This is a genomic window from Enterobacter sp. MGH 38 (genome assembly GCF_000492855.1).
Classification (GTDB): Bacteria; Pseudomonadota; Gammaproteobacteria; order Enterobacterales; family Enterobacteriaceae; genus Enterobacter; species Enterobacter hormaechei_C.
Genome location: NZ_KI535607.1, coordinates 1,199,946 through 1,217,992 on the forward strand (window position 1 = coordinate 1,199,946; position 18,047 = coordinate 1,217,992).

Sequence of the window (18,047 nt, forward strand, 5' to 3'; positions counted from 1 at the left end):
CTCCATGACACTCAATAAAACCGATCGCATTGTCATCACGCTGGGCACTCAGATTGTGGGTGGCAAATACGTTCCCGGTTCGCCGCTGCCAGCAGAGGCGGAACTGTGCGAGGAGTTTGAAACCTCGCGCAACATCATCCGGGAAGTGTTCCGCTCGCTGATGGCGAAGCGGCTGATTGAAATGAAGCGCTATCGCGGCGCGTTTGTGGCGCCGCGTAACCAGTGGAACTACCTCGATACCGATGTTCTGCAATGGGTACTGGAAAACGACTACGACCCACGGCTTATCGGCGCGATGAGCGAAGTCCGAAATCTGGTGGAACCGGCCATTGCCCGCTGGGCGGCAGAGCGCGCAACGTCAGGTGACCTGGCACAGATTGAGTCGGCTTTAAACGACATGATCGCCAATAACCAGAATCGGGAGGCGTTCAACGAGGCGGACATTCGCTACCACGAGGCGGTATTGCAGTCGGTGCATAACCCGGTGTTACAGCAGCTTAGCGTGGCGATCAGCTCGCTACAGCGAGCAGTATTTGAACGTACCTGGATGGGCGATGAGGCCAACATGCCGAAAACGCTTCAGGAACATAAAGCGCTGTTCGATGCGATACGGCATCAGGACGGCGATGCGGCAGAGCAGGCGGCGCTGACCATGATCGCCAGCTCGACACGAAGGTTGAAGGAAATCACATGACATCACGCTACATCGCAATTGACTGGGGATCGACCAATCTGCGCGCCTGGCTCTACCAGGGTGAGCAGTGCCTGGAAAGCAGGCAATCAGAAGCAGGTGTGACGCGCCTGAACGGTAAATCCCCAGCAGCGGTGTTAGCAGAGGTGACACAAAACTGGCGCGACGGTACTACGCCAGTGGTGATGGCCGGAATGGTCGGCAGTAACGTAGGCTGGAAGGTTGCGCCTTATCTGTCGGTTCCGGTGCATTTCACTGCCGTTGGCGAGCAGTTAACGTCCGTTGGCGACAATGTCTGGATTATCCCCGGTTTATGCGTCTCTCGCGACGATAACCATAACGTGATGCGCGGTGAAGAGACGCAACTGCTCGGGGCGCGCACGCTTTCTCCTTCTTCTGTCTACGTCATGCCCGGGACGCACTGCAAATGGGTCCAGGCGGATGCTGAGCAAATTCATGACTTTCGCACCGTAATGACCGGCGAATTGCACCACTTGCTGCTTAAGCACTCGCTGGTGGGGGCCGGTTTGCCGGAGCAGACCCCTTCGCCGGAAGCGTTTGCCGCCGGGCTGGAGCGCGGGATCGCATCCCCTGCCGTTTTGCCGCAACTTTTTGAGGTTCGCGCCTCGCACGTGCTGGGAAATCTTCCGCGCGAACAGGTCAGCGAATTTCTGTCCGGCCTGCTGATTGGCGCAGAGGTCGCCACCCTGAGCGACGCGTTCGCCGGGCAGCAGGCCATCACGCTCGTCGCGGGTTCATCGCTGACGTCTCGTTACCGCCAGGCGTTCCACGCTATCGGACGGGATGTTGCTGCGGTGGAAGGCGATACGGCATTTCAGGCAGGCATAAGGAGCATCGCTCATGCAGTGGCAAACTGAACTTCCCCTGATCGCGATTTTGCGCGGTATCACGCCCGGTGAGGCCTTAGCGCACGTTAACGCGGTGATTGACGCCGGGTTCGACGCGGTGGAAATCCCGCTCAACTCCCCGGAGTGGGAAAAAAGCATTCCGGCAATTGTGAAGGCGTTTGGTGATAAGGCGCTGATTGGCGCTGGTACCGTATTACAGCCGGAGCAGGTGGATGAACTGGCGAAGATGGGCTGCAAGCTTATCGTCACACCGAATATCAACCCCGAGGTGATCCGCCGGGCGGTGGAGTACGGCATGACCGTTTGCCCGGGTTGCGCCACGGCTACAGAAGCCTTTGCCGCCCTCGATGCAGGCGCACAGTCTCTCAAAATTTTCCCGTCGTCGGCCTTTGGTCCGGATTACATCAAAGCGCTGAAAGCGGTCTTACCCGCCAGCGTGCCGGTCTTTGCCGTGGGCGGCGTCACGCCGGAAAACCTGGTGCAGTGGATAAAAGCGGGCTGTGTGGGCGCCGGGCTGGGCAGCGATCTCTATCGTGCCGGACAGCCCGTTGAGCGTACCGCACAGCAGGCGGCAGCATTTGTGAAAGCGTATCGAGAGGCAGTGCAATGAAAATAACCAAACTCACCACGTACCGTTTACCCCCGCGTTGGATGTTCCTGAAAATCGAAACCGACGAAGGCGTGGTTGGCTGGGGCGAGCCGGTGATTGAAGGCCGTGCGCGCACCGTTGAAGCCGCGGTTCACGAGCTGGGCGAATACCTGATTGGCCAGGATCCGGCGCGCATCAACGACCTGTGGCAGGTCATGTACCGGGCGGGATTTTACCGTGGCGGTCCGATCCTGATGAGCGCCATCGCCGGTATTGATCAGGCGCTGTGGGATATCAAAGGCAAAGTGCTGAATGCCCCGGTCTGTCAATTAATGGGCGGCCTGGTGCGCGACAAAATCAAAGCCTACAGCTGGGTGGGCGGTGACCGCCCTGCGGAAGTGATCGACGGTATCCGGCAACTGCGCAACATCGGTTTTGACACCTTCAAACTCAACGGCTGCGAAGAGATGGGCGTTATCGACAACTCGCGCGCGGTAGACCGGGCGGTGAATACCGTGGCGCAAATCCGTGAGGCTTTCGGCAACGAGATTGAGTTTGGCCTGGATTTCCACGGCCGCGTCAGCGCGCCAATGGCCAAAGTGCTGATTAAAGAGCTGGAGCCGTATCGCCCGCTGTTTATCGAAGAGCCGGTGCTGGCCGAGCAGGCGGAATACTATCCAAAACTGGCTGAACAGACCCATATTCCTATCGCCGCGGGTGAGCGTATGTTCTCGCGCTTCGAGTTCAAACGCGTGCTGGAAGCGGGCGGCATTGCGATCCTGCAACCGGACCTCTCCCACGCGGGTGGCATCACCGAATGCTACAAAATTGCCGGAATGGCAGAAGCCTACGATGTGGCGCTGGCCCCGCACTGTCCGCTTGGGCCAATTGCGCTGGCGGCCTGCCTGCACGTCGACTTCGTCTCGCGCAATGCGGTGTTCCAGGAACAAAGCATGGGCATTCACTATAACAAGGGCGCGGAGCTGCTCGACTTTGTGAAAAACAAGGAAGACTTCAGCATGGAAGGCGGTTTCTTTAAACCGTTAACGAAGCCGGGCCTTGGCGTGGAGATCGACGAAGCCAAAGTCATTGAGCTGAGTAAAAGTGCGCCGGACTGGCGTAACCCACTGTGGCGTCATGAAGACGGTTCCGTAGCCGAGTGGTAAATGCGCGTCATACTTCGCGCTGGTGATGCGTTGGCTGCGTTTTCTTACCCCGGTCACATACTTTTGTATGCTCCCGGGGATGCGAAAACTTGCCGCCTTCCCCCAGCACGAATTATTTAGCGCATTCCGTTTACGTTTTTAATTAAAAAAACCAAATACACCCTCTGTAAATTACAGGGCATGGTGAGCGGCTTCGCTATGCCCAAAATCTGGAGACAGATTGCGATGGATATTCCAGTTACTGCTGCAAAAACCGGGCGTCGTCGTTACCTGACGCTGATCATGATCTTTATTACCGTGGTCATCTGTTATGTCGACCGCGCCAACCTTGCCGTGGCATCGGCTCATATTCAGGAAGAGTTTGGCATCACCAAAGCGGAAATGGGCTACGTCTTCTCGGCGTTTGCCTGGCTGTATACGCTCTGCCAGATCCCGGGCGGCTGGTTCCTTGACCGCGTGGGGTCGCGTCTGACCTACTTTATCGCTATTTTTGGCTGGTCCGTGGCGACCCTGTTCCAGGGCTTCGCCACCGGGCTGATGTCACTGATTGGCCTGCGCGCCATCACCGGGGTGTTTGAAGCGCCCGCGTTTCCGACCAACAACCGCATGGTGACCAGCTGGTTCCCGGAACACGAACGCGCTTCCGCTGTTGGTTTTTACACCTCCGGGCAGTTTGTTGGCCTGGCATTTCTGACGCCGCTGTTAATCTGGATCCAGGAGCTACTGAGCTGGCATTGGGTGTTCATCGTCACCGGCGGGATCGGCATTATCTGGTCGTTAATCTGGTTTAAGGTTTATCAGCCGCCGCGCCTGACCAAAAGCATCACCAAAGCCGAACTGGACTACATCCGCGACGGCGGTGGCCTGGTGGACGGCGATGCGCCCGTGAAAAAAGAGGCGCGCCAGCCGCTGACCAGAGCGGACTGGAAGCTGGTCTTCCACCGTAAGCTGGTGGGCGTATATCTGGGCCAGTTCGCGGTGACTTCCACGCTGTGGTTCTTCCTCACCTGGTTCCCGAACTATCTGACCCAGGAAAAAGGGATTACCGCGCTGAAGGCGGGCTTTATGACCACCGTACCCTTCCTTGCGGCGTTTTTCGGCGTCCTGCTCTCGGGCTGGCTGGCGGACAAACTGGTGAAAAAAGGCTTCTCACTGGGCGTTGCGCGTAAAACGCCGATTATCTGCGGCCTGCTGATCTCTACCTGCATCATGGGAGCGAACTACACCAACGATCCGGTGTGGATCATGACCTTGATGGCGTTAGCGTTCTTCGGGAACGGTTTTGCCTCCATCACCTGGTCGCTGGTGTCGTCGCTGGCGCCGATGCGTCTGATTGGTCTGACCGGCGGCGTGTTTAACTTCGTTGGCGGCCTGGGCGGGATCACCGTGCCGCTGGTCATCGGTTACCTGGCGCAGGACTACGGCTTTGGTCCGGCGCTGGTGTATATCTCTGCCGTGGCGCTGATCGGGGCGCTCTCCTACATCCTGCTGGTCGGCGACGTGAAACGAGTAGGCTAATCCCTTCGGATGTTTTACCCTGATGCGATAACCGCGCATCAGGGTATTTTCATGAAACAAATCACCTTCGCTTCCCGCAACCACCAGCTCACCAACATCAACACCTGGACGCCAGACAGCCAGTGGCTTGTCTATGATGTTCGCCCGTCCGGCGCGTCGTTTACCGGTGAAACCATTGAGCGGGTCAATGTTAGTACGGGCGAGGTTGAGGCGATCTACCGTGCGACTGACGGCGCGCATGTTGGCGTGGTAACCGTTCATCCGGCGCAGGAGAAATATGTTTTTATCCACGGCCCGAAAAACCCGGATGCAGACTGGCAGTATGATTTTCACCATCGTCAGGGGGTGATTGCGCACAATGGTCAGGTGAGCAATCTTGATGCGATGGATATCACCGCGCCTTACACGGCAGGTGCGCTGCGTGGCGGCACCCACGTTCACGTTTTTAGCCCGAACGGGCAGTTCGTCAGCTTTACCTATAACGACCATGTGCTGCACGCGCGCGATCCGCAGCTGGATTTGCGTAACGTTGGGGTGGCGGCGCCTTGTGGTCCGGTAAACCCACAGGGGAACCATCCGCGGGAATATGCCGGAACCTTCTGGAGCGTACTGGTAAGCCGGACAACGCCGAACCCGAAACCGGGCAGCGATGAGATCAACCGCGCCTATGAAGAGGGCTGGGTGGGCAACGACAGGCTGGCGTTTATCGGCGATACGGTGTCTGCGAAAGGCGAGAAAGTGCCCGAACTGTTTATTGTCGATCTTCCCAAAGACGAGCAGGGCTGGAAACGAGCGGGCGATGCGCCGTTGCAGGGAACGCCGGATACAATGCCCGCGCCGCCTGCGGGCGTCATGCAACGCCGCCTTACCTTCACCCATCAGAAGGCGTATCCGGGGCTGGTGAACGTGCCGCGCCACTGGGTGCGCAGCAATCCACAGGGGACGCAGGTTGCGTTTTTAATGCGGGACGATAACGGCGTTGTGCAGCTGTGGCTTATCTCCCCTGAGGGCGGCGAGCCGCGCCAGCTGACCCACAGTGAAAGTGATATCCAGTCGGCTTTTAACTGGCATCCTTCTGGCCGCACACTTGGGTTTGTGCTCGAAAGCCGCATTGCCTGCTGCGATGCGCAGACCGGTGAGGTGACGTTTTTGACCTCCGATCATGGCAATCCGCCGTCTGCTGACGCTGTGGTGTTTTCCCCGGACGGACGATTTATTGCATGGATGGAAGCGAAGGACGGTTTCCGCCAGCTGTGGCTAACGGAAACCGCACAGAATTAGCGTGGAGGCATCGCTGCGGGCGGGATGACGGAGTTGGTTGCCAGCGTCTCCTGCTCGCTTTTCTCAACGCGCGAACGCACTGAGCTGTCGGTGCGGAACATATCCCACGGCAGCAAAAGCGTATCGGCAACCGCCGTAAACGGCATATCAAGAATCGCCAGAGATTTGGTACCCCAGTTTGTCTCATCATCAGAGATCATTGCGGCACTGGCGCGCGTCCCCGGATATGTTCCTTCTTTACCGCCGGTGTGCGACATCACGCTCGAACACCCGCAAAGTAAAACAACCCCGCTGAACGTCGCCAGCTTAATCAGAACATTTCTCATCATCACTCAGTCATCATTAGTAGCACGGCATTGACCTGCAACTCAGGGTTATAGCGAGGCGCGTCCAAAATGGATAGCTCCAAACTCCCGCACTGTGGTCGCCATCGCAATTTAACCCTTTGTGCTGTGCCCCTGAGTCTATGCGACAACCAGCAAAGTGCAAAAAAATCTCACATCAACAGGCTTGAAAAGGCCGTATCCATAACCATTTTAAAAATGTAACCCGATAACGGACACGCCTGATGGGTGTTCGGGGAAGCAGAAGCCTGTCCATGGTGGAAGGCTACATTTTCTCGCTGATTTCAGGAGCATTTATCTATGCGTAATTTCGATCTCTCTCCGCTATACCGTTCTGCCATTGGTTTTGATCGTCTGTTCAACCACTTAGAAAACAACCAGAGCCAGAGCAACGGCTATCCTCCTTACAACGTTGAACTGGTTGACGAAAACCACTATCGCATTGCGATTGCTGTTGCCGGTTTCGCGGAGAGCGAACTGGAGATCACCGCGCAGGACAATCTGCTGGTGGTGAAAGGCTCCCATGCGGGCGAGCAGAAAGAACGAACCTACCTCTACCAGGGTATCGCAGAGCGTAACTTTGAACGCAAGTTCCAGCTGGCTGAGAACATCCACGTCAAGGGCGCGAACCTGGTGAACGGCCTGCTGTTTATCGAACTGGAACGTGTGATTCCGGAAGAGAAAAAACCGCGTCGTATCGAAATCAATTAATTAAGCGGGTCGCGGCTGCGGCCCACCTGAAATTGCTTGCCGTAAAGGGAGCATATGCGAATCCGCAAGGGTTTGCAGGTACAACTGTGCACAAAATTAAACTGTGCCGAACTCGCTTCTTAGAAGGAGATTTAGTATGCGTAACTATGATTTTTCCCCCCTGCTGCGTCAGTGGATCGGTTTTGACAAACTGGCTAACGCGCTGCAAAGCGCAACCGAACAGCAGACCTTTCCGCCGTACAACATCGAAAAAAGCGATGATAACCACTACCGCATCACGCTTGCGCTGGCCGGGTTCCGCCAGGAAGATCTCGACATCCAGCTTGAGGGTGCGCGCCTGACCGTGAAAGGGTCACCGGAAAAACCAGACACCGAGACCAAATGGCTGCATCAGGGGCTTGTCACTCAGCCGTTTAGCCTGAGCTTTACCCTGGCAGACCATATGGAAGTTTCTGGCGCGACGTTCACTAACGGGCTGCTGAACATTGACCTCACCCGTAACGTGCCGGAAGCCATTGCGCCTCAACGCATCGCCATTAGCGAACGCCCGGCGTTGAATAGCTAATCGTGTGCGGGCTGGTGCCCTCACCCCGACCCTCTCCCTGTGGGAGAGGATGCAAACATTAAAAACGGTCACCTTCGGGTGACCGTTTTGCGTTTACCTTCGGCTTTTATGTGCGCCATCGCCCATACAACCGCCGCCAGTTCTGAGAGAATCCTTATCATAACTAAGGTTATACACAGGATGTGGAACATGAGTGATATCGCGTTAACCGTCAGCGTGTTGGCCCTTGTCGCGGTAGTGGGGCTATGGCTGGGGAATATCAAAATCCGCGGCGTCGGGTTTGGGATTGGCGGGGTGCTGTTCGGCGGGATTTTTGTCGGCCATTTTGCCGACCAGCTTGGGTGGGTGCTCAGCGCCGATATGCTGCATTTCATCCAGGAGTTCGGCCTGATCCTCTTTGTGTATACCATCGGTATTCAGGTGGGGCCGGGCTTCTTCGCTTCCCTGCGCGTCTCCGGTTTACGCCTTAATCTCTTTGCCTTCGGCATTGTTGTGATGGGTGGGCTGGTCACCGCGATCCTGCATAAACTCTTCGCTATTCCGCTGCCCGTCGTGCTGGGCATCTTCTCCGGCGCCGTCACGAATACGCCCGCGCTCGGGGCGGGCCAGCAAATTCTGCGCGATCTGGGTATCCCTGCTGATGTCGTCGATCAGATGGGGATGAGCTACGCCATGGCCTATCCGTTTGGCATTTGCGGTATTTTGCTCTCGATGTGGCTGGTGCGCGTGCTGTTCCGCGTTAACGTTGGACAGGAGGCGAAGGAGCATGAAAGCACGCTGACCAACGGCCATGCGCTCATTAAAACCATCAACATTCGCGTCGAAAACCCTAATCTGAACAATATGGCGATTCAGGATGTTCCCATTCTGAACAGCGCGACCATTATCTGTTCCCGCCTGAAACGTGATGACACGCTGATGGTGCCTTCACCGGATACCCTTATTCAGCACGGCGATCTCCTGCATCTGGTAGGGCAACCGGCGGATTTAAACAATGCCCGGCTGGTGATCGGTCAGGAGGTGGATACCTCACTCTCAACCCGTGGAACGGACATGCGCGTGGAGCGCGTGGTAGTGACCAATGAGAAGGTTCTGGGCAAGAAAATACGCGATTTGCAGGTTAAAGAGCGTTATGACGTGGTGATCTCCCGGCTTAACCGCGCCGGTGTCGAGCTGGTGGCCAGCCAGGATGCCAGCCTGCAATTCGGTGATATTCTCAACCTCGTCGGGCGTCCTTCATCTATTGATGCCGTAGCAGACATGGTGGGCAACGCCCAGCAAAAACTCCAGCAGGTGCAGATGCTGCCGGTCTTTATCGGCGTCGGGCTTGGCGTCATGCTTGGCTCCATCCCCCTGTACGTGCCCGGCTTCCCGGTAGCACTGAAGCTGGGTCTGGCAGGCGGGCCGCTCATTATGGCGCTTATCCTCGGGCGTATCGGCTCCATCGGTAAGCTCTACTGGTTTATGCCGCCGAGCGCTAACCTGGCGCTGCGGGAGTTGGGCATCGTGCTGTTTCTGGCGGTGGTGGGGCTGAAATCCGGCGGCGATTTTGTCGATACTCTGGTGAACGGCGAAGGGATGAGCTGGGTAGGATACGGCATATTTATTACCGCTATCCCACTGATAACTGTCGGGTTATTGGCGCGTATCTTCGCTAAAATGAACTATCTCACGCTGTGCGGCATGCTGGCCGGTTCCATGACCGATCCGCCCGCGCTGGCGTTCGCCAATAACCTGCACGCCACCAGCGGCGCGGCGGCGTTATCCTACGCCACGGTTTATCCGCTGGTGATGTTTCTGCGCATCATCACCCCGCAGCTACTGGCGGTGCTATTCTGGGGGATGGGCTAATAAGTCTTCCGGGTGGATACGCCGCAGATGGTAGTCCACCTGGTAATCGCTTGTGTTCCGGAACATCACGGAATAATTGAGGAACTCGCCGCTGTCGCTGTAGGAAAGGGAAGTGATGCGCAGCAGCGGCGTCTGTTCCGGCACATTCATATAACCGGCCAGCTGTTTATCAGCCAGCACCGGCGTCAGGCTCTCGTAGTTGCCGCTGATGGTGATCCCACACTCCTTCTCGATGTAATCAAACTTAGACCCTTCGAGATGCGCCAGGGAAAGATTGCGGAACAGCTTCACCGGCATAAAGCTGTCCTCCAGCATCAGCGGTTTTCCGTCCACGTAACGCACCCGCCTTGAAAAATAGATCCGCTCATCAACCTGAATCCGCAGCTGGCTGGCGATGGCGGGCGGCGCGGGCATCACTTCAAACTGCAACACCTTGCTTTGCACTTCTTTCCCCTGCTGGCGCAATACCTCCACCAGCCCAGTCAGGTTAGTCGTTTCATGATGAACGTCTTTGCGCGCCACGAACGTCCCGCTACCGTGTCGACGTTCAACCAGCCCCCAGCTTACCAGCAGATCCAGCGCTTTGCGGACGGTCATCCGGGCTACGCCAAACTCCTTTGCCAGCGCTTTTTCTCCGGGTAACGGACTGCCAATGTTGTAGTCCGAAGAATTCAGCCGCAGCCGTAGCCGATCGGCAATTGATTTGTAGATCACCAGTAGACCTCTCTGCGCACATCATGGCGTGGAATACGTCTTAACTTGTCCATGTTTAGTTTAAAAAGTAGACCTGATTGGTCAAATTAAAACCATGAATGCGATCACGAATCGCAGCGGCACGCCATGTTCCCGCATCAGTAACTTCTTATGCTCACCTCAGGCCAGTAAAAAACCATAAAGGCCTCTATCCCCTACAGGTTGTTTCATGAGGATTTAAAAATGCTCAGTCAAATACAACGTTTTGGCGGCGCCATGTTCACCCCGGTTTTGCTGTTTCCCTTTGCCGGGATCGTGGTTGGGATCGCCATCATGCTTCGCAATCCGCTGTTTGTCGGTGAGGCCTTAACCGCGCCTGATAATCTGTTCGCGCAAATTGTTCACATCATCGAAGAGGGCGGCTGGGCGGTGTTCCGTAATATGCCGCTGATTTTTGCTGTCGGCTTACCGATTGGCCTGGCAAAGCAGGCGCAGGGCCGCGCCTGTCTGGCGGTGCTGATTAGCTTCCTGACCTGGAACTATTTTATCAACGCGATGGGGATGACCTGGGGCCACTTCTTTGGCGTCGACTTCTCTGCTGAACCCACTGCCGGCAGCGGGCTGGCGATGATTGCCGGAATCAAAACGCTTGATACCAGCATCATCGGGGCGATTATCATTTCCGGGCTCGTCACCGCCATCCACAACCGATTTTTCGACAAGCCGTTGCCGGTCTTTCTGGGGATTTTCCAGGGCACCTCGTTTGTCGTTATCCTCGCGTTCTTCGTGATGATCCCCTGCGCCTGGCTGACGCTGCTGGGCTGGCCGAAAGTGCAGATGGGCATTGAGTCGTTGCAGGCCTTTCTACGTACCGCTGGCGCGCTGGGCGTATGGGTTTATACCTTCCTGGAACGCATTCTGATCCCAACCGGATTACACCACTTTGTCTACGGCCCGTTTATCTTCGGCCCGGCTGCGGTAGAAGGCGGCATTCAGGTCTACTGGGCACAGCACCTTCAGGAATTCAGCCAGAGCACTGTGCCGCTGAAAACGCTGTTCCCGGAGGGCGGATTCGCGCTGCACGGCAACTCTAAGGTGTTTGGCTCAGTCGGTATTGCGCTGGCTATCTGGTATACCGCGTCACCGGAGAACCGCGTCAAAGTGGCAGGTCTGCTGATCCCGGCCACGCTTACCGCCGTGCTGGTGGGCATTACCGAACCGCTGGAGTTCACCTTCCTGTTTATCTCGCCTTTGCTGTTTGCCATCCACGCTGTGCTGGCCGCAACGATGGCGACGGTGATGTATATCTTCGGGGTGGTGGGGAACATGGGCGGCGGTCTGCTGGACCAGTTCCTGCCGCAAAACTGGATCCCGATGTTCCATAACCACGCCTCGACGGTATTCACCCAAATTGGCATCGGCCTCTGCTTCTCCGGGATCTACTTCGTGGTCTTCAGAACGCTTATCGAACGTCTGAATCTCAAAACGCCGGGCCGGGAAGAGAGCGAAATCAAGCTCTACAGCAAGGCCGACTATAAGGCCGCTCGTGGGCAAACCACCGCCCCGGCGGCAGCCAGCCAGCAGGTCGGACAGGCCGCTGGGTTCTTACAGGCGCTCGGCGGCGCAGCGAATATCGAAAGTATCAATAACTGCGCCACCCGCCTGCGTATCGCCCTGGTGGATATGACGAAAACCCAAAGCGATGACGTCTTCAAAGCCCTGGGCGCACACGGTGTGGTGCGGCGCGGCAACGGCATACAGGTGATTGTCGGTCTGCACGTTCCTCAGGTGCGCGACCAGCTGGAATCGCTGATGAAAACCCCTTTAACAAACGAACAAACCACTCTGACAGAGGCTATATCATGAAAAAATTCTCAGTTGTTATTGCAGGCGGCGGCAGTACATTCACGCCTGGTATCGTCCTGATGCTGTTAGCCAACCGTGACCGTTTCCCGCTGCGTGCGCTGAAGTTCTATGACAATGACGGAGCACGTCAGGAGATCATCGCCGAGGCGTGTAAAATCATCCTTAAGGAGCAGGCGCCGGAGATTGAATTTAGTTACACCACCGATCCTGAAGCGGCCTTTACCGATGTGGATTTCGTGATGGCGCATATTCGCGTTGGCAAATATCCCATGCGTGAAAAGGATGAAAAAATCCCGCTGCGCCACGGCGTGCTGGGCCAGGAAACGTGCGGGCCGGGCGGCATCTCCTACGGCATGCGCTCCATCGGCGGCGTGCTGGAGCTGGTGGATTACATGGAGCAGTACTCCCCGAACGCGTGGATGTTGAACTACTCCAACCCGGCAGCGATTGTCGCGGAAGCCACGCGCCGCCTGCGTCCGAACGCGAAAATCCTCAACATCTGCGATATGCCGATCGGCATTGAAGGGCGTATGGCGCAAATCGTCGGCCTGAAAGACCGCAAAGAGATGCGCGTGCGCTACTACGGTCTGAACCACTTCGGCTGGTGGACGTCGATTGAAGATCAGAACGGCAACGATCTGATGCCGAGACTGCGCGAATACGTGGCGAAAAACGGTTATGTTCCGCCTTCGGAAGATGTGCATACTGAAGCGAGCTGGAACGATACCTTCGCCAAGGCCAAAGACGTACAGGCGCTGGATCCGGACACCATGCCGAACACCTACCTGAAGTATTACCTGTTCCCGGACTATGTGGTCGCCCATTCCAATCCGGAGCGTACCCGCGCCAATGAAGTGATGGATCACCGTGAGAAGCATGTATTCAGTTCATGTCGGGCGATTATCGAAGCCGGTCATTCTTCTGCCGGTGAACTGGAAATTGACGAACATGCGTCGTACATCGTCGATCTGGCGACCGCGATTGCCTTTAACACCCAGGAACGCATGCTGCTGATTGTGCCTAACAATGGGGCTATCCATAACTTTGATGCTGACGCGATGGTAGAAATCCCTTGTCTGGTCGGCCACAACGGACCGGAGCCGCTGACCGTGGGTGATATTCCGCACTTCCAGAAAGGGCTCATGAGCCAGCAGGTGGCGGTGGAAAAACTGGTGGTGGACGCCTGGGAGCAGCGCTCGTATCAGAAACTCTGGCAGGCGATTACCCTGTCGAAAACCGTACCGAGCGCATCGGTGGCGAAGGCGATTCTGGACGATCTGATTGAAGCGAATAAAGATTACTGGCCAGAGCTGCACTAATCTTTCTGACCGGCATCGCCTGATGCCGGTCTCCTTGTCGTGGCTGAATTACGCTATGCTGAAGCCTGCATGCAGCACGACAAGGAACTTTCATGAACATTTCCCGCCTCGGTGAAGCACCGGACTACCGCTTCTCACTGGCTAACGAACGCACGTTCTTAGCGTGGATCCGCACCGCCCTGGGCTTTCTGGCCGCAGGCGTCGGCCTTGATCAGCTCGCCCCCGATTTTGCCACCCCGTTGATTCGCGAAGTGCTGGCCCTGCTACTGTGCCTGATTGCCGGCGTGCTGGCGATTTATGGCTATCTGCGCTGGCTGAGAAATGAAAAGGCGATGCGTCTGAAGCAGGATCTCCCCTACACGCGCGGCTTGCTCATTATCAGTACGATTTTGCTGATGGTTGCGGGCGTAGTGATGTTACTGGTGCTGTATGCCGGATAGCCGCAAAGCGCGGCGGGAAGCGGACCCCGGCCTTCAGCCAGAGCGAACCTCGCTGGCCTGGCTGCGCACGCTGCTGGGGTATGGCGCGCTGATCGCTCTTGCCATTAAGCACAACTGGCACCGCACGGGGGCGCCATTCTGGATCTCCATTGTTGTGCTGGCGCTGGTAGCCATCATTTTATGGCGCTACACCCGCAGCCGTAACCTGATGGACGTGTCGCAGAACGACTTTGCGCAGCCGAAAGCGGTGCGGGATAAGTTCCTCATCGCCCTGGCCGTGCTGTTGTTGTCACTGCTGTTTGCGGTAACCCACATTCAACAAATTTTGCACCTGTAGGCCGGGTAAGGCGCAGCCGCCACCCGGCATAATTACTTCCCTTTCGCTAAATATTTCGCCATCTCGTCTTCCGGCACCATGCCGCCGCCGGTCGCCCACACCAGGTGGGTAACGTTCTCATCGGCATCGACGCGCAGCGGCCCGGCCATCCCCGCCAGCGCCGACGGCTCCAGGCGAATCCTTTCCTCCTGCGCCAGCCAGCCGAGCATGTCGTACATGCTTTGATCGGAGAGGGTATAGAACCCGTCGAGCAGGCGCTCCATCGCGCGGCCCACGAAGCCGGAGGCACGTCCTACCGCCAGTCCGTCCGCCGCCGTCACGTTATCAATACCCAGGTCCTGCACGGCGATTTCATCGTGCAGCCCGGTATAAACGCCCAGCAGCATGCACGGTGAGTGCGTTGGCTCCGCAAAGAAGCAGTGGACGTTATCGCCAAAGGCCAGCTTCAGGCCAAAAGCCACGCCGCCGGGGCCGCCGCCGACGCCGCACGGCAGATAGACGTACAGAGGATGATCGGCATCCACCACGCGGCCCTGTTCGATAAACTGCGCCTTCAGGCGCTCGCCAGCAACCGCATAGCCCAGGAACAGCGTGCGTGAATTCTCATCGTCAATAAAGAAGCAGTTCGGATCGCTTTCCGCCGCTTTGCGTCCCTGCTCCACCGCCACGCCGTAATCCTGCTCATATTCAACGACGATCACGCCGTGGCTGCGCAGTTTGGCTTTCTTCCACTCGCGGGCGTCGGCGGACATATGCACGGTCACCTTAAAGCCAATGCGTGCGCTCATAATGCCGATGGACATCCCCAGGTTGCCGGTTGAGCCCACCGCGATGCTGTACTGGCTGAAGAAGTCCTTAAAGCGCGGCTCCAGCAGAACGCTGTAGTCGTCTTCAACGCTCAGCAACCCGGCTTCCAGCGCCAGTTTCTCCGCATGGGTCAGCACCTCATAGATGCCGCCGCGCGCTTTGATCGAGCCGGAAATCGGCAGATGGCTGTCTTTTTTCAGCAGCAGCGTGCCTGTAACAGGCTTCGCAGATTCTTTCTCCAGCCGCGCCTGCATCGCCGGGATCGCGACCAGGTCGGATTCGATAATCCCGCCCGTTGCCGCCGTTTCCGGGAACGCTTTCGCCAGATACGGCGCGAAGCGTTTCAGGCGCGCGTGCGCGTCGTCTACGTCGGCTTTCGTCAGCCCGACATACGGCAATCCTTCCGCCAGCGTCGTGGTGCGAGGGTTAAGCCAGGTGGTTTCTTTCAGGGCAATCAGATCCTCAACCAGAGGAAACTGTGCGGTTAAAGTAGTGATAGTTGCGTTTTCCATAATACGTCTCTTCGCGCTCAGATAATGAAAGAAAGCAGGAATGTGCCGCCAAGTGCAAGCACCGAGGCGATAAACGTCGCCGTCGTATAGTATTTGAAGGTCTCATTCAGGGTCGCGCCGCAGTACTGCTTCACCAGCCAGAAGAGAGAGTCGGTCACGATCGTGCAGCCAATAGCGCCGGACCCGATGGCAATGGTGATGATCTCCGGGCTTACGTTCGGGTAGAGCGGCAGCATCGGCGCCACTATCGCCGTGGCACCCATCATCGCTACCGTTGCCGAACCCACGGCGGCGTGCAGCACCAGTGCCACCAGCCAGGCGAGAAGGATAGGGTGCATATGCAGGTTCGAGAGAATATGCGCCAGCGTCTCCGCCAGACCACTGATTTTAAGGATGGCGTTGAACGCCCCGCCCGCACCGATAATCAGCAAAATGTTGGCGATAGAGCCAAAGCCGTGCTCCGTATGGATCAGCATTGCGCCCATGCCCATGTGCTGGCGGATCCCCAGCAGGTAGTAGGCGACAAACACGGCGATAAACATCGCGGTGATGGGGTTGCCGATAAACTCCAGCAGGGTATACAGCGAGCCTTCTTTTGCCATGTTCAGCTCGGCAATGGTTTTCACCAGCATCAGGGCAATCGGCAGCAGCACGGTGAACAGCGTGGCGCCCAGCGACGGCAGAGTGTGCTCTTCCCGCACCTTCAGGTCTGAAAATTCCGCCGGAACCGGCTTATAGGGCAGATGGTTGCCGAGCAGCTTCAGGAACAGCGGGCCACCAACCAGAGACGCCATCAGGCCCACCACCAGACCGTAGACAATCACCGTCCCGACGTCCGCCCCTAATTTGTTGGTGACAAATAGTGCGGCCGGATGCGGAGGCACCACGCAGTGCACTGCCATTAGTGCGGTACAGAGCGGAATGGCCAGCTTGAGTAGCGACGTGTTGGTCTTTTTGGCGATGGAAAACGCCAGCGGGATCAGCAGTACCACGCCCACTTCAACAAACAGCGTAATGCCGCAGATCAGGCCGACCAGGACCATAATCACGTCCGCCGACAGCCAGCGGCAGCGCTGCAACGTAATCCCGATGCGCTCTGCCGCGCCGGAGACTTCCATCATTTTGCCGAGAATAGTGCCAAGACCGATAACCGCCGCCAGGAAGCCCAGCGTACCGCCAATCCCGCTCTCAATGGCGTTAACCATATCCAGCGGGCTCATTCCCATCATCGCGCCAACGAAAAAGCTTGCCAGCAGCAGCGCGAGGAACGGGTGAAACTTCAGTTTTACGATGGTTAAAACAATCAACACGATGCTGACAAGCAGCGTTGCCACAACCCAGACCTGAGATCCCATATCTCACCTCACCCTTATGTCATCTGGGGATATTGGACGAAAAAACGGCTTGGGCTGACAAACGATATAAATTGGCGTTCAGATGAGCCAGATTGGATCAACTGAGTGACTGGACTCTAAAAAGCGCACTTATTTTGCCGTTGGTTCACATAAATTCATTCTTGAGCGGTATGCTGAACGCAGAAATTACGTGTGGGAATTGTGATGACCGATGCGAATGAATGCAGAAACCGGCTGTTAAACGGCTGGCAGCTGTCGAAAATGTACACCTTTGAAGTGGCTGCCCGGCATGAGTCCTTCGCCCTGGCGGCGGCGGAGCTGTCGCTCAGCCCCAGCGCGGTGAGCCACCGCATAAACCTGCTGGAAGAGGAGCTGGGCATTCAGCTGTTTGTCCGCTCACACCGTAAAGTGGAGCTGACGCAGGAAGGCAAGCGCGTTTACTGGACGCTGAAATCGTCCCTCGACACCCTGAATCAGGAGATCCTGGACATTAAAAACCAGGCGCTGTCAGGTACGCTAACGGTGTACTCCCGGCCGTCGATCGCCCAGTGCTGGCTGGTGCCGATGCTGGGGGATTTTACCCGCCGCTACCCGTCGATTTCACTTACTATTCTGACTGGTAATGATTACGTCAACATGCAGCGAACCGGCATCGATCTGGCGCTCTATTTCGACGATACGCCGCCAAACCACCTTTCTCATCACTTTTTGATGGATGAAGAGATTTTGCCCGTCTGCTCGCCAGCGTATGCCCGGGAGCATGAACTGCTGAAAAACCCCCATAACCTCAGCCACTGCACGTTACTGCACGACCGTCAGGCCTGGAGCAATGATTCCGGTACGGATGAGTGGCTGAGCTGGGCGCAGCATTACGCGGTGAATATGCCGTTATCATCGGGTATTGGCTTCGATCGTTCTGATTTAGCCATTATCGCGGCCATGAGTAATGTCGGGGTGGCGATGGGGAGAAAGCGGCTGGTGCAAAAACGTCTCGAACGGGGGGAGTTGATCGCACCCTTTGATGGGGAAACCCTCAAGTGCCATCAGCATTATTACGTCTCAACGCTTCCCGGCCGTCAGTGGCCGAAAATTGACGCCTTTATCGGCTGGCTAAGAGAGCTGGCGGGTTGAAG

General features: G+C 56.9%; 18 protein-coding genes and 1 other annotated feature. Of the genes, 14 read left to right on the forward strand and 4 right to left on the reverse strand.

Annotated elements, in window-relative coordinates; all coding sequences use genetic code 11:
- Positions 1–4: 4 nt before the first annotated feature.
- The 6 genes from dgoR (at position 5) to L384_RS15230 (ending at position 6,114) form a co-directional block, all read left to right on the forward strand.
- Positions 5–694, forward strand: a complete 690-nt coding sequence (gene dgoR / locus L384_RS15255) for a D-galactonate utilization transcriptional regulator DgoR (protein ID WP_003861109.1) — start codon at positions 5–7, stop codon at positions 692–694.
- Complete coding sequence (locus L384_RS15250) at positions 691–1,569, forward strand: 2-dehydro-3-deoxygalactonokinase (protein ID WP_003861107.1); 879 nt, start codon at positions 691–693, stop codon at positions 1,567–1,569. The genes dgoR and L384_RS15250 overlap by 4 nt, the downstream gene beginning before the upstream one ends.
- The gene (locus L384_RS15245; RefSeq protein ID WP_023323912.1) at positions 1,553–2,170 is read left to right on the forward strand and encodes a 2-dehydro-3-deoxy-6-phosphogalactonate aldolase; all 618 of its coding nucleotides are present in this window, start codon (positions 1,553–1,555) and stop codon (positions 2,168–2,170) included. Before L384_RS15250 ends, L384_RS15245 begins: the two co-directional genes overlap by 17 nt.
- Positions 2,167–3,315 carry a galactonate dehydratase gene (gene dgoD / locus L384_RS15240; protein ID WP_023323913.1) on the forward strand — a complete coding sequence of 383 codons (1,149 nt, stop codon included), beginning with the start codon at positions 2,167–2,169 and terminating at the stop codon, positions 3,313–3,315. Before L384_RS15245 ends, dgoD begins: the two co-directional genes overlap by 4 nt.
- Positions 3,316–3,495: 180 nt before the next feature.
- Positions 3,496–4,833 (forward strand): MFS transporter, encoded by a 1,338-nt coding sequence (locus tag L384_RS15235; protein ID WP_164724104.1) that lies wholly within the window; start codon positions 3,496–3,498, stop codon positions 4,831–4,833.
- 51 nt (positions 4,834–4,884) lie between these two features.
- A complete protein-coding gene (locus L384_RS15230; RefSeq protein ID WP_023323915.1) occupies positions 4,885–6,114 on the forward strand; it encodes a DUF3748 domain-containing protein in 1,230 nt (409 codons plus the stop codon).
- Here the strand turns inward: L384_RS15230 and L384_RS15225 are convergent.
- The gene (locus tag L384_RS15225; RefSeq protein ID WP_003861096.1) at positions 6,111–6,443 is read right to left on the reverse strand and encodes a YceK/YidQ family lipoprotein; all 333 of its coding nucleotides are present in this window, start codon (positions 6,441–6,443) and stop codon (positions 6,111–6,113) included. The genes L384_RS15230 and L384_RS15225 overlap by 4 nt on opposite strands.
- 247 nt (positions 6,444–6,690) lie before the next feature.
- Positions 6,691–6,765, forward strand: a sequence feature (ROSE (Repression Of Heat Shock gene Expression) occurs in the 5'-region of heat shock genes and acts as an RNA thermometer to modulate expression.).
- On the opposite strand from L384_RS15225, the gene ibpA reads away from it, so the two are divergent.
- The 3 genes from ibpA to L384_RS15210 all read left to right on the forward strand — a co-directional run bounded on the left by ibpA (position 6,759) and on the right by L384_RS15210 (position 9,585).
- On the forward strand, positions 6,759–7,169 hold the full coding sequence (ibpA, locus tag L384_RS15220) for a small heat shock chaperone IbpA (protein ID WP_003861094.1): 411 nt from the start codon (positions 6,759–6,761) through the stop codon (positions 7,167–7,169). Its footprint overlaps the feature before it by 7 nt.
- 136 nt (positions 7,170–7,305) lie before the next feature.
- Complete coding sequence (gene ibpB / locus L384_RS15215; RefSeq protein ID WP_003861091.1) at positions 7,306–7,734, forward strand: small heat shock chaperone IbpB; 429 nt, start codon at positions 7,306–7,308, stop codon at positions 7,732–7,734.
- A gap of 189 nt (positions 7,735–7,923) precedes the next feature.
- Complete coding sequence (locus tag L384_RS15210) at positions 7,924–9,585, forward strand: putative transporter (RefSeq protein ID WP_023323916.1); 1,662 nt, start codon at positions 7,924–7,926, stop codon at positions 9,583–9,585.
- Here L384_RS15210 and L384_RS15205 read toward each other — a convergent pair.
- Positions 9,565–10,299 (reverse strand): GntR family transcriptional regulator, encoded by a 735-nt coding sequence (locus L384_RS15205; protein WP_003861087.1) that lies wholly within the window; start codon positions 10,297–10,299, stop codon positions 9,565–9,567. The two genes, L384_RS15210 and L384_RS15205, sit on opposite strands and share 21 nt — an antisense overlap.
- A gap of 222 nt (positions 10,300–10,521) precedes the next feature.
- Between L384_RS15205 and L384_RS15200 the strand changes: the two genes are divergently transcribed.
- From L384_RS15200 to L384_RS15185, 4 genes are all read left to right on the forward strand, one after another.
- Positions 10,522–12,144, forward strand: a complete 1,623-nt coding sequence (locus L384_RS15200) for an alpha-glucoside-specific PTS transporter subunit IIBC (RefSeq protein ID WP_003861084.1) — start codon at positions 10,522–10,524, stop codon at positions 12,142–12,144.
- Entirely contained in the window at positions 12,141–13,463 is a 1,323-nt protein-coding gene (locus tag L384_RS15195) for a 6-phospho-alpha-glucosidase (RefSeq protein ID WP_023323917.1), read from the forward strand. Before L384_RS15200 ends, L384_RS15195 begins: the two co-directional genes overlap by 4 nt.
- Before the next feature lie 92 nt (positions 13,464–13,555).
- Positions 13,556–13,903 (forward strand): YidH family protein, encoded by a 348-nt coding sequence (locus L384_RS15190; RefSeq protein WP_003861080.1) that lies wholly within the window; start codon positions 13,556–13,558, stop codon positions 13,901–13,903.
- Positions 13,893–14,240 (forward strand): DUF202 domain-containing protein, encoded by a 348-nt coding sequence (locus L384_RS15185; RefSeq protein ID WP_023323918.1) that lies wholly within the window; start codon positions 13,893–13,895, stop codon positions 14,238–14,240. Before L384_RS15190 ends, L384_RS15185 begins: the two co-directional genes overlap by 11 nt.
- Before the next feature lie 32 nt (positions 14,241–14,272).
- Here L384_RS15185 and dsdA read toward each other — a convergent pair whose 3' ends face one another.
- Positions 14,273–15,559: a D-serine ammonia-lyase gene (gene dsdA / locus L384_RS15180; RefSeq protein WP_022650093.1), complete on the reverse strand. Its 1,287-nt coding sequence runs from the start codon at positions 15,557–15,559 to the stop codon at positions 14,273–14,275.
- A gap of 17 nt (positions 15,560–15,576) precedes the next feature.
- On the reverse strand, positions 15,577–16,914 hold the full coding sequence (gene dsdX, locus L384_RS15175; RefSeq protein ID WP_023323919.1) for a D-serine transporter DsdX: 1,338 nt from the start codon (positions 16,912–16,914) through the stop codon (positions 15,577–15,579).
- 204 nt (positions 16,915–17,118) lie between these two features.
- Here dsdX and dsdC point away from each other — a divergent pair, with 204 nt between their 5' ends.
- A complete protein-coding gene (dsdC, locus tag L384_RS15170; RefSeq protein ID WP_023323920.1) occupies positions 17,119–18,045 on the forward strand; it encodes a DNA-binding transcriptional regulator DsdC in 927 nt (308 codons plus the stop codon).
- Positions 18,046–18,047 lie beyond the last annotated feature (2 nt).

Coding starts and splice junctions, on each gene's coding strand:
- L384_RS15225 (WP_003861096.1), bottom strand. CDS start 6,443: ATGATGAGAAATGTTCTGATTAAGCTGGCGACGTTCAGCGGGGTTGTT.
- L384_RS15200 (WP_003861084.1), top strand. CDS start 10,522: ATGCTCAGTCAAATACAACGTTTTGGCGGCGCCATGTTCACCCCGGTT.
- L384_RS15210 (WP_023323916.1), top strand. CDS start 7,924: ATGAGTGATATCGCGTTAACCGTCAGCGTGTTGGCCCTTGTCGCGGTA.
- dsdX (WP_023323919.1), bottom strand. CDS start 16,914: ATGGGATCTCAGGTCTGGGTTGTGGCAACGCTGCTTGTCAGCATCGTG.
- L384_RS15250 (WP_003861107.1), top strand. CDS start 691: ATGACATCACGCTACATCGCAATTGACTGGGGATCGACCAATCTGCGC.
- L384_RS15195 (WP_023323917.1), top strand. CDS start 12,141: ATGAAAAAATTCTCAGTTGTTATTGCAGGCGGCGGCAGTACATTCACG.
- ibpB (WP_003861091.1), top strand. CDS start 7,306: ATGCGTAACTATGATTTTTCCCCCCTGCTGCGTCAGTGGATCGGTTTT.
- L384_RS15230 (WP_023323915.1), top strand. CDS start 4,885: ATGAAACAAATCACCTTCGCTTCCCGCAACCACCAGCTCACCAACATC.
- L384_RS15235 (WP_164724104.1), top strand. CDS start 3,496: ATGGTGAGCGGCTTCGCTATGCCCAAAATCTGGAGACAGATTGCGATG.
- L384_RS15185 (WP_023323918.1), top strand. CDS start 13,893: ATGCCGGATAGCCGCAAAGCGCGGCGGGAAGCGGACCCCGGCCTTCAG.
- L384_RS15190 (WP_003861080.1), top strand. CDS start 13,556: ATGAACATTTCCCGCCTCGGTGAAGCACCGGACTACCGCTTCTCACTG.
- dsdC (WP_023323920.1), top strand. CDS start 17,119: ATGACCGATGCGAATGAATGCAGAAACCGGCTGTTAAACGGCTGGCAG.
- ibpA (WP_003861094.1), top strand. CDS start 6,759: ATGCGTAATTTCGATCTCTCTCCGCTATACCGTTCTGCCATTGGTTTT.
- dgoD (WP_023323913.1), top strand. CDS start 2,167: ATGAAAATAACCAAACTCACCACGTACCGTTTACCCCCGCGTTGGATG.
- dsdA (WP_022650093.1), bottom strand. CDS start 15,559: ATGGAAAACGCAACTATCACTACTTTAACCGCACAGTTTCCTCTGGTT.
- dgoR (WP_003861109.1), top strand. CDS start 5: ATGACACTCAATAAAACCGATCGCATTGTCATCACGCTGGGCACTCAG.
- L384_RS15245 (WP_023323912.1), top strand. CDS start 1,553: ATGCAGTGGCAAACTGAACTTCCCCTGATCGCGATTTTGCGCGGTATC.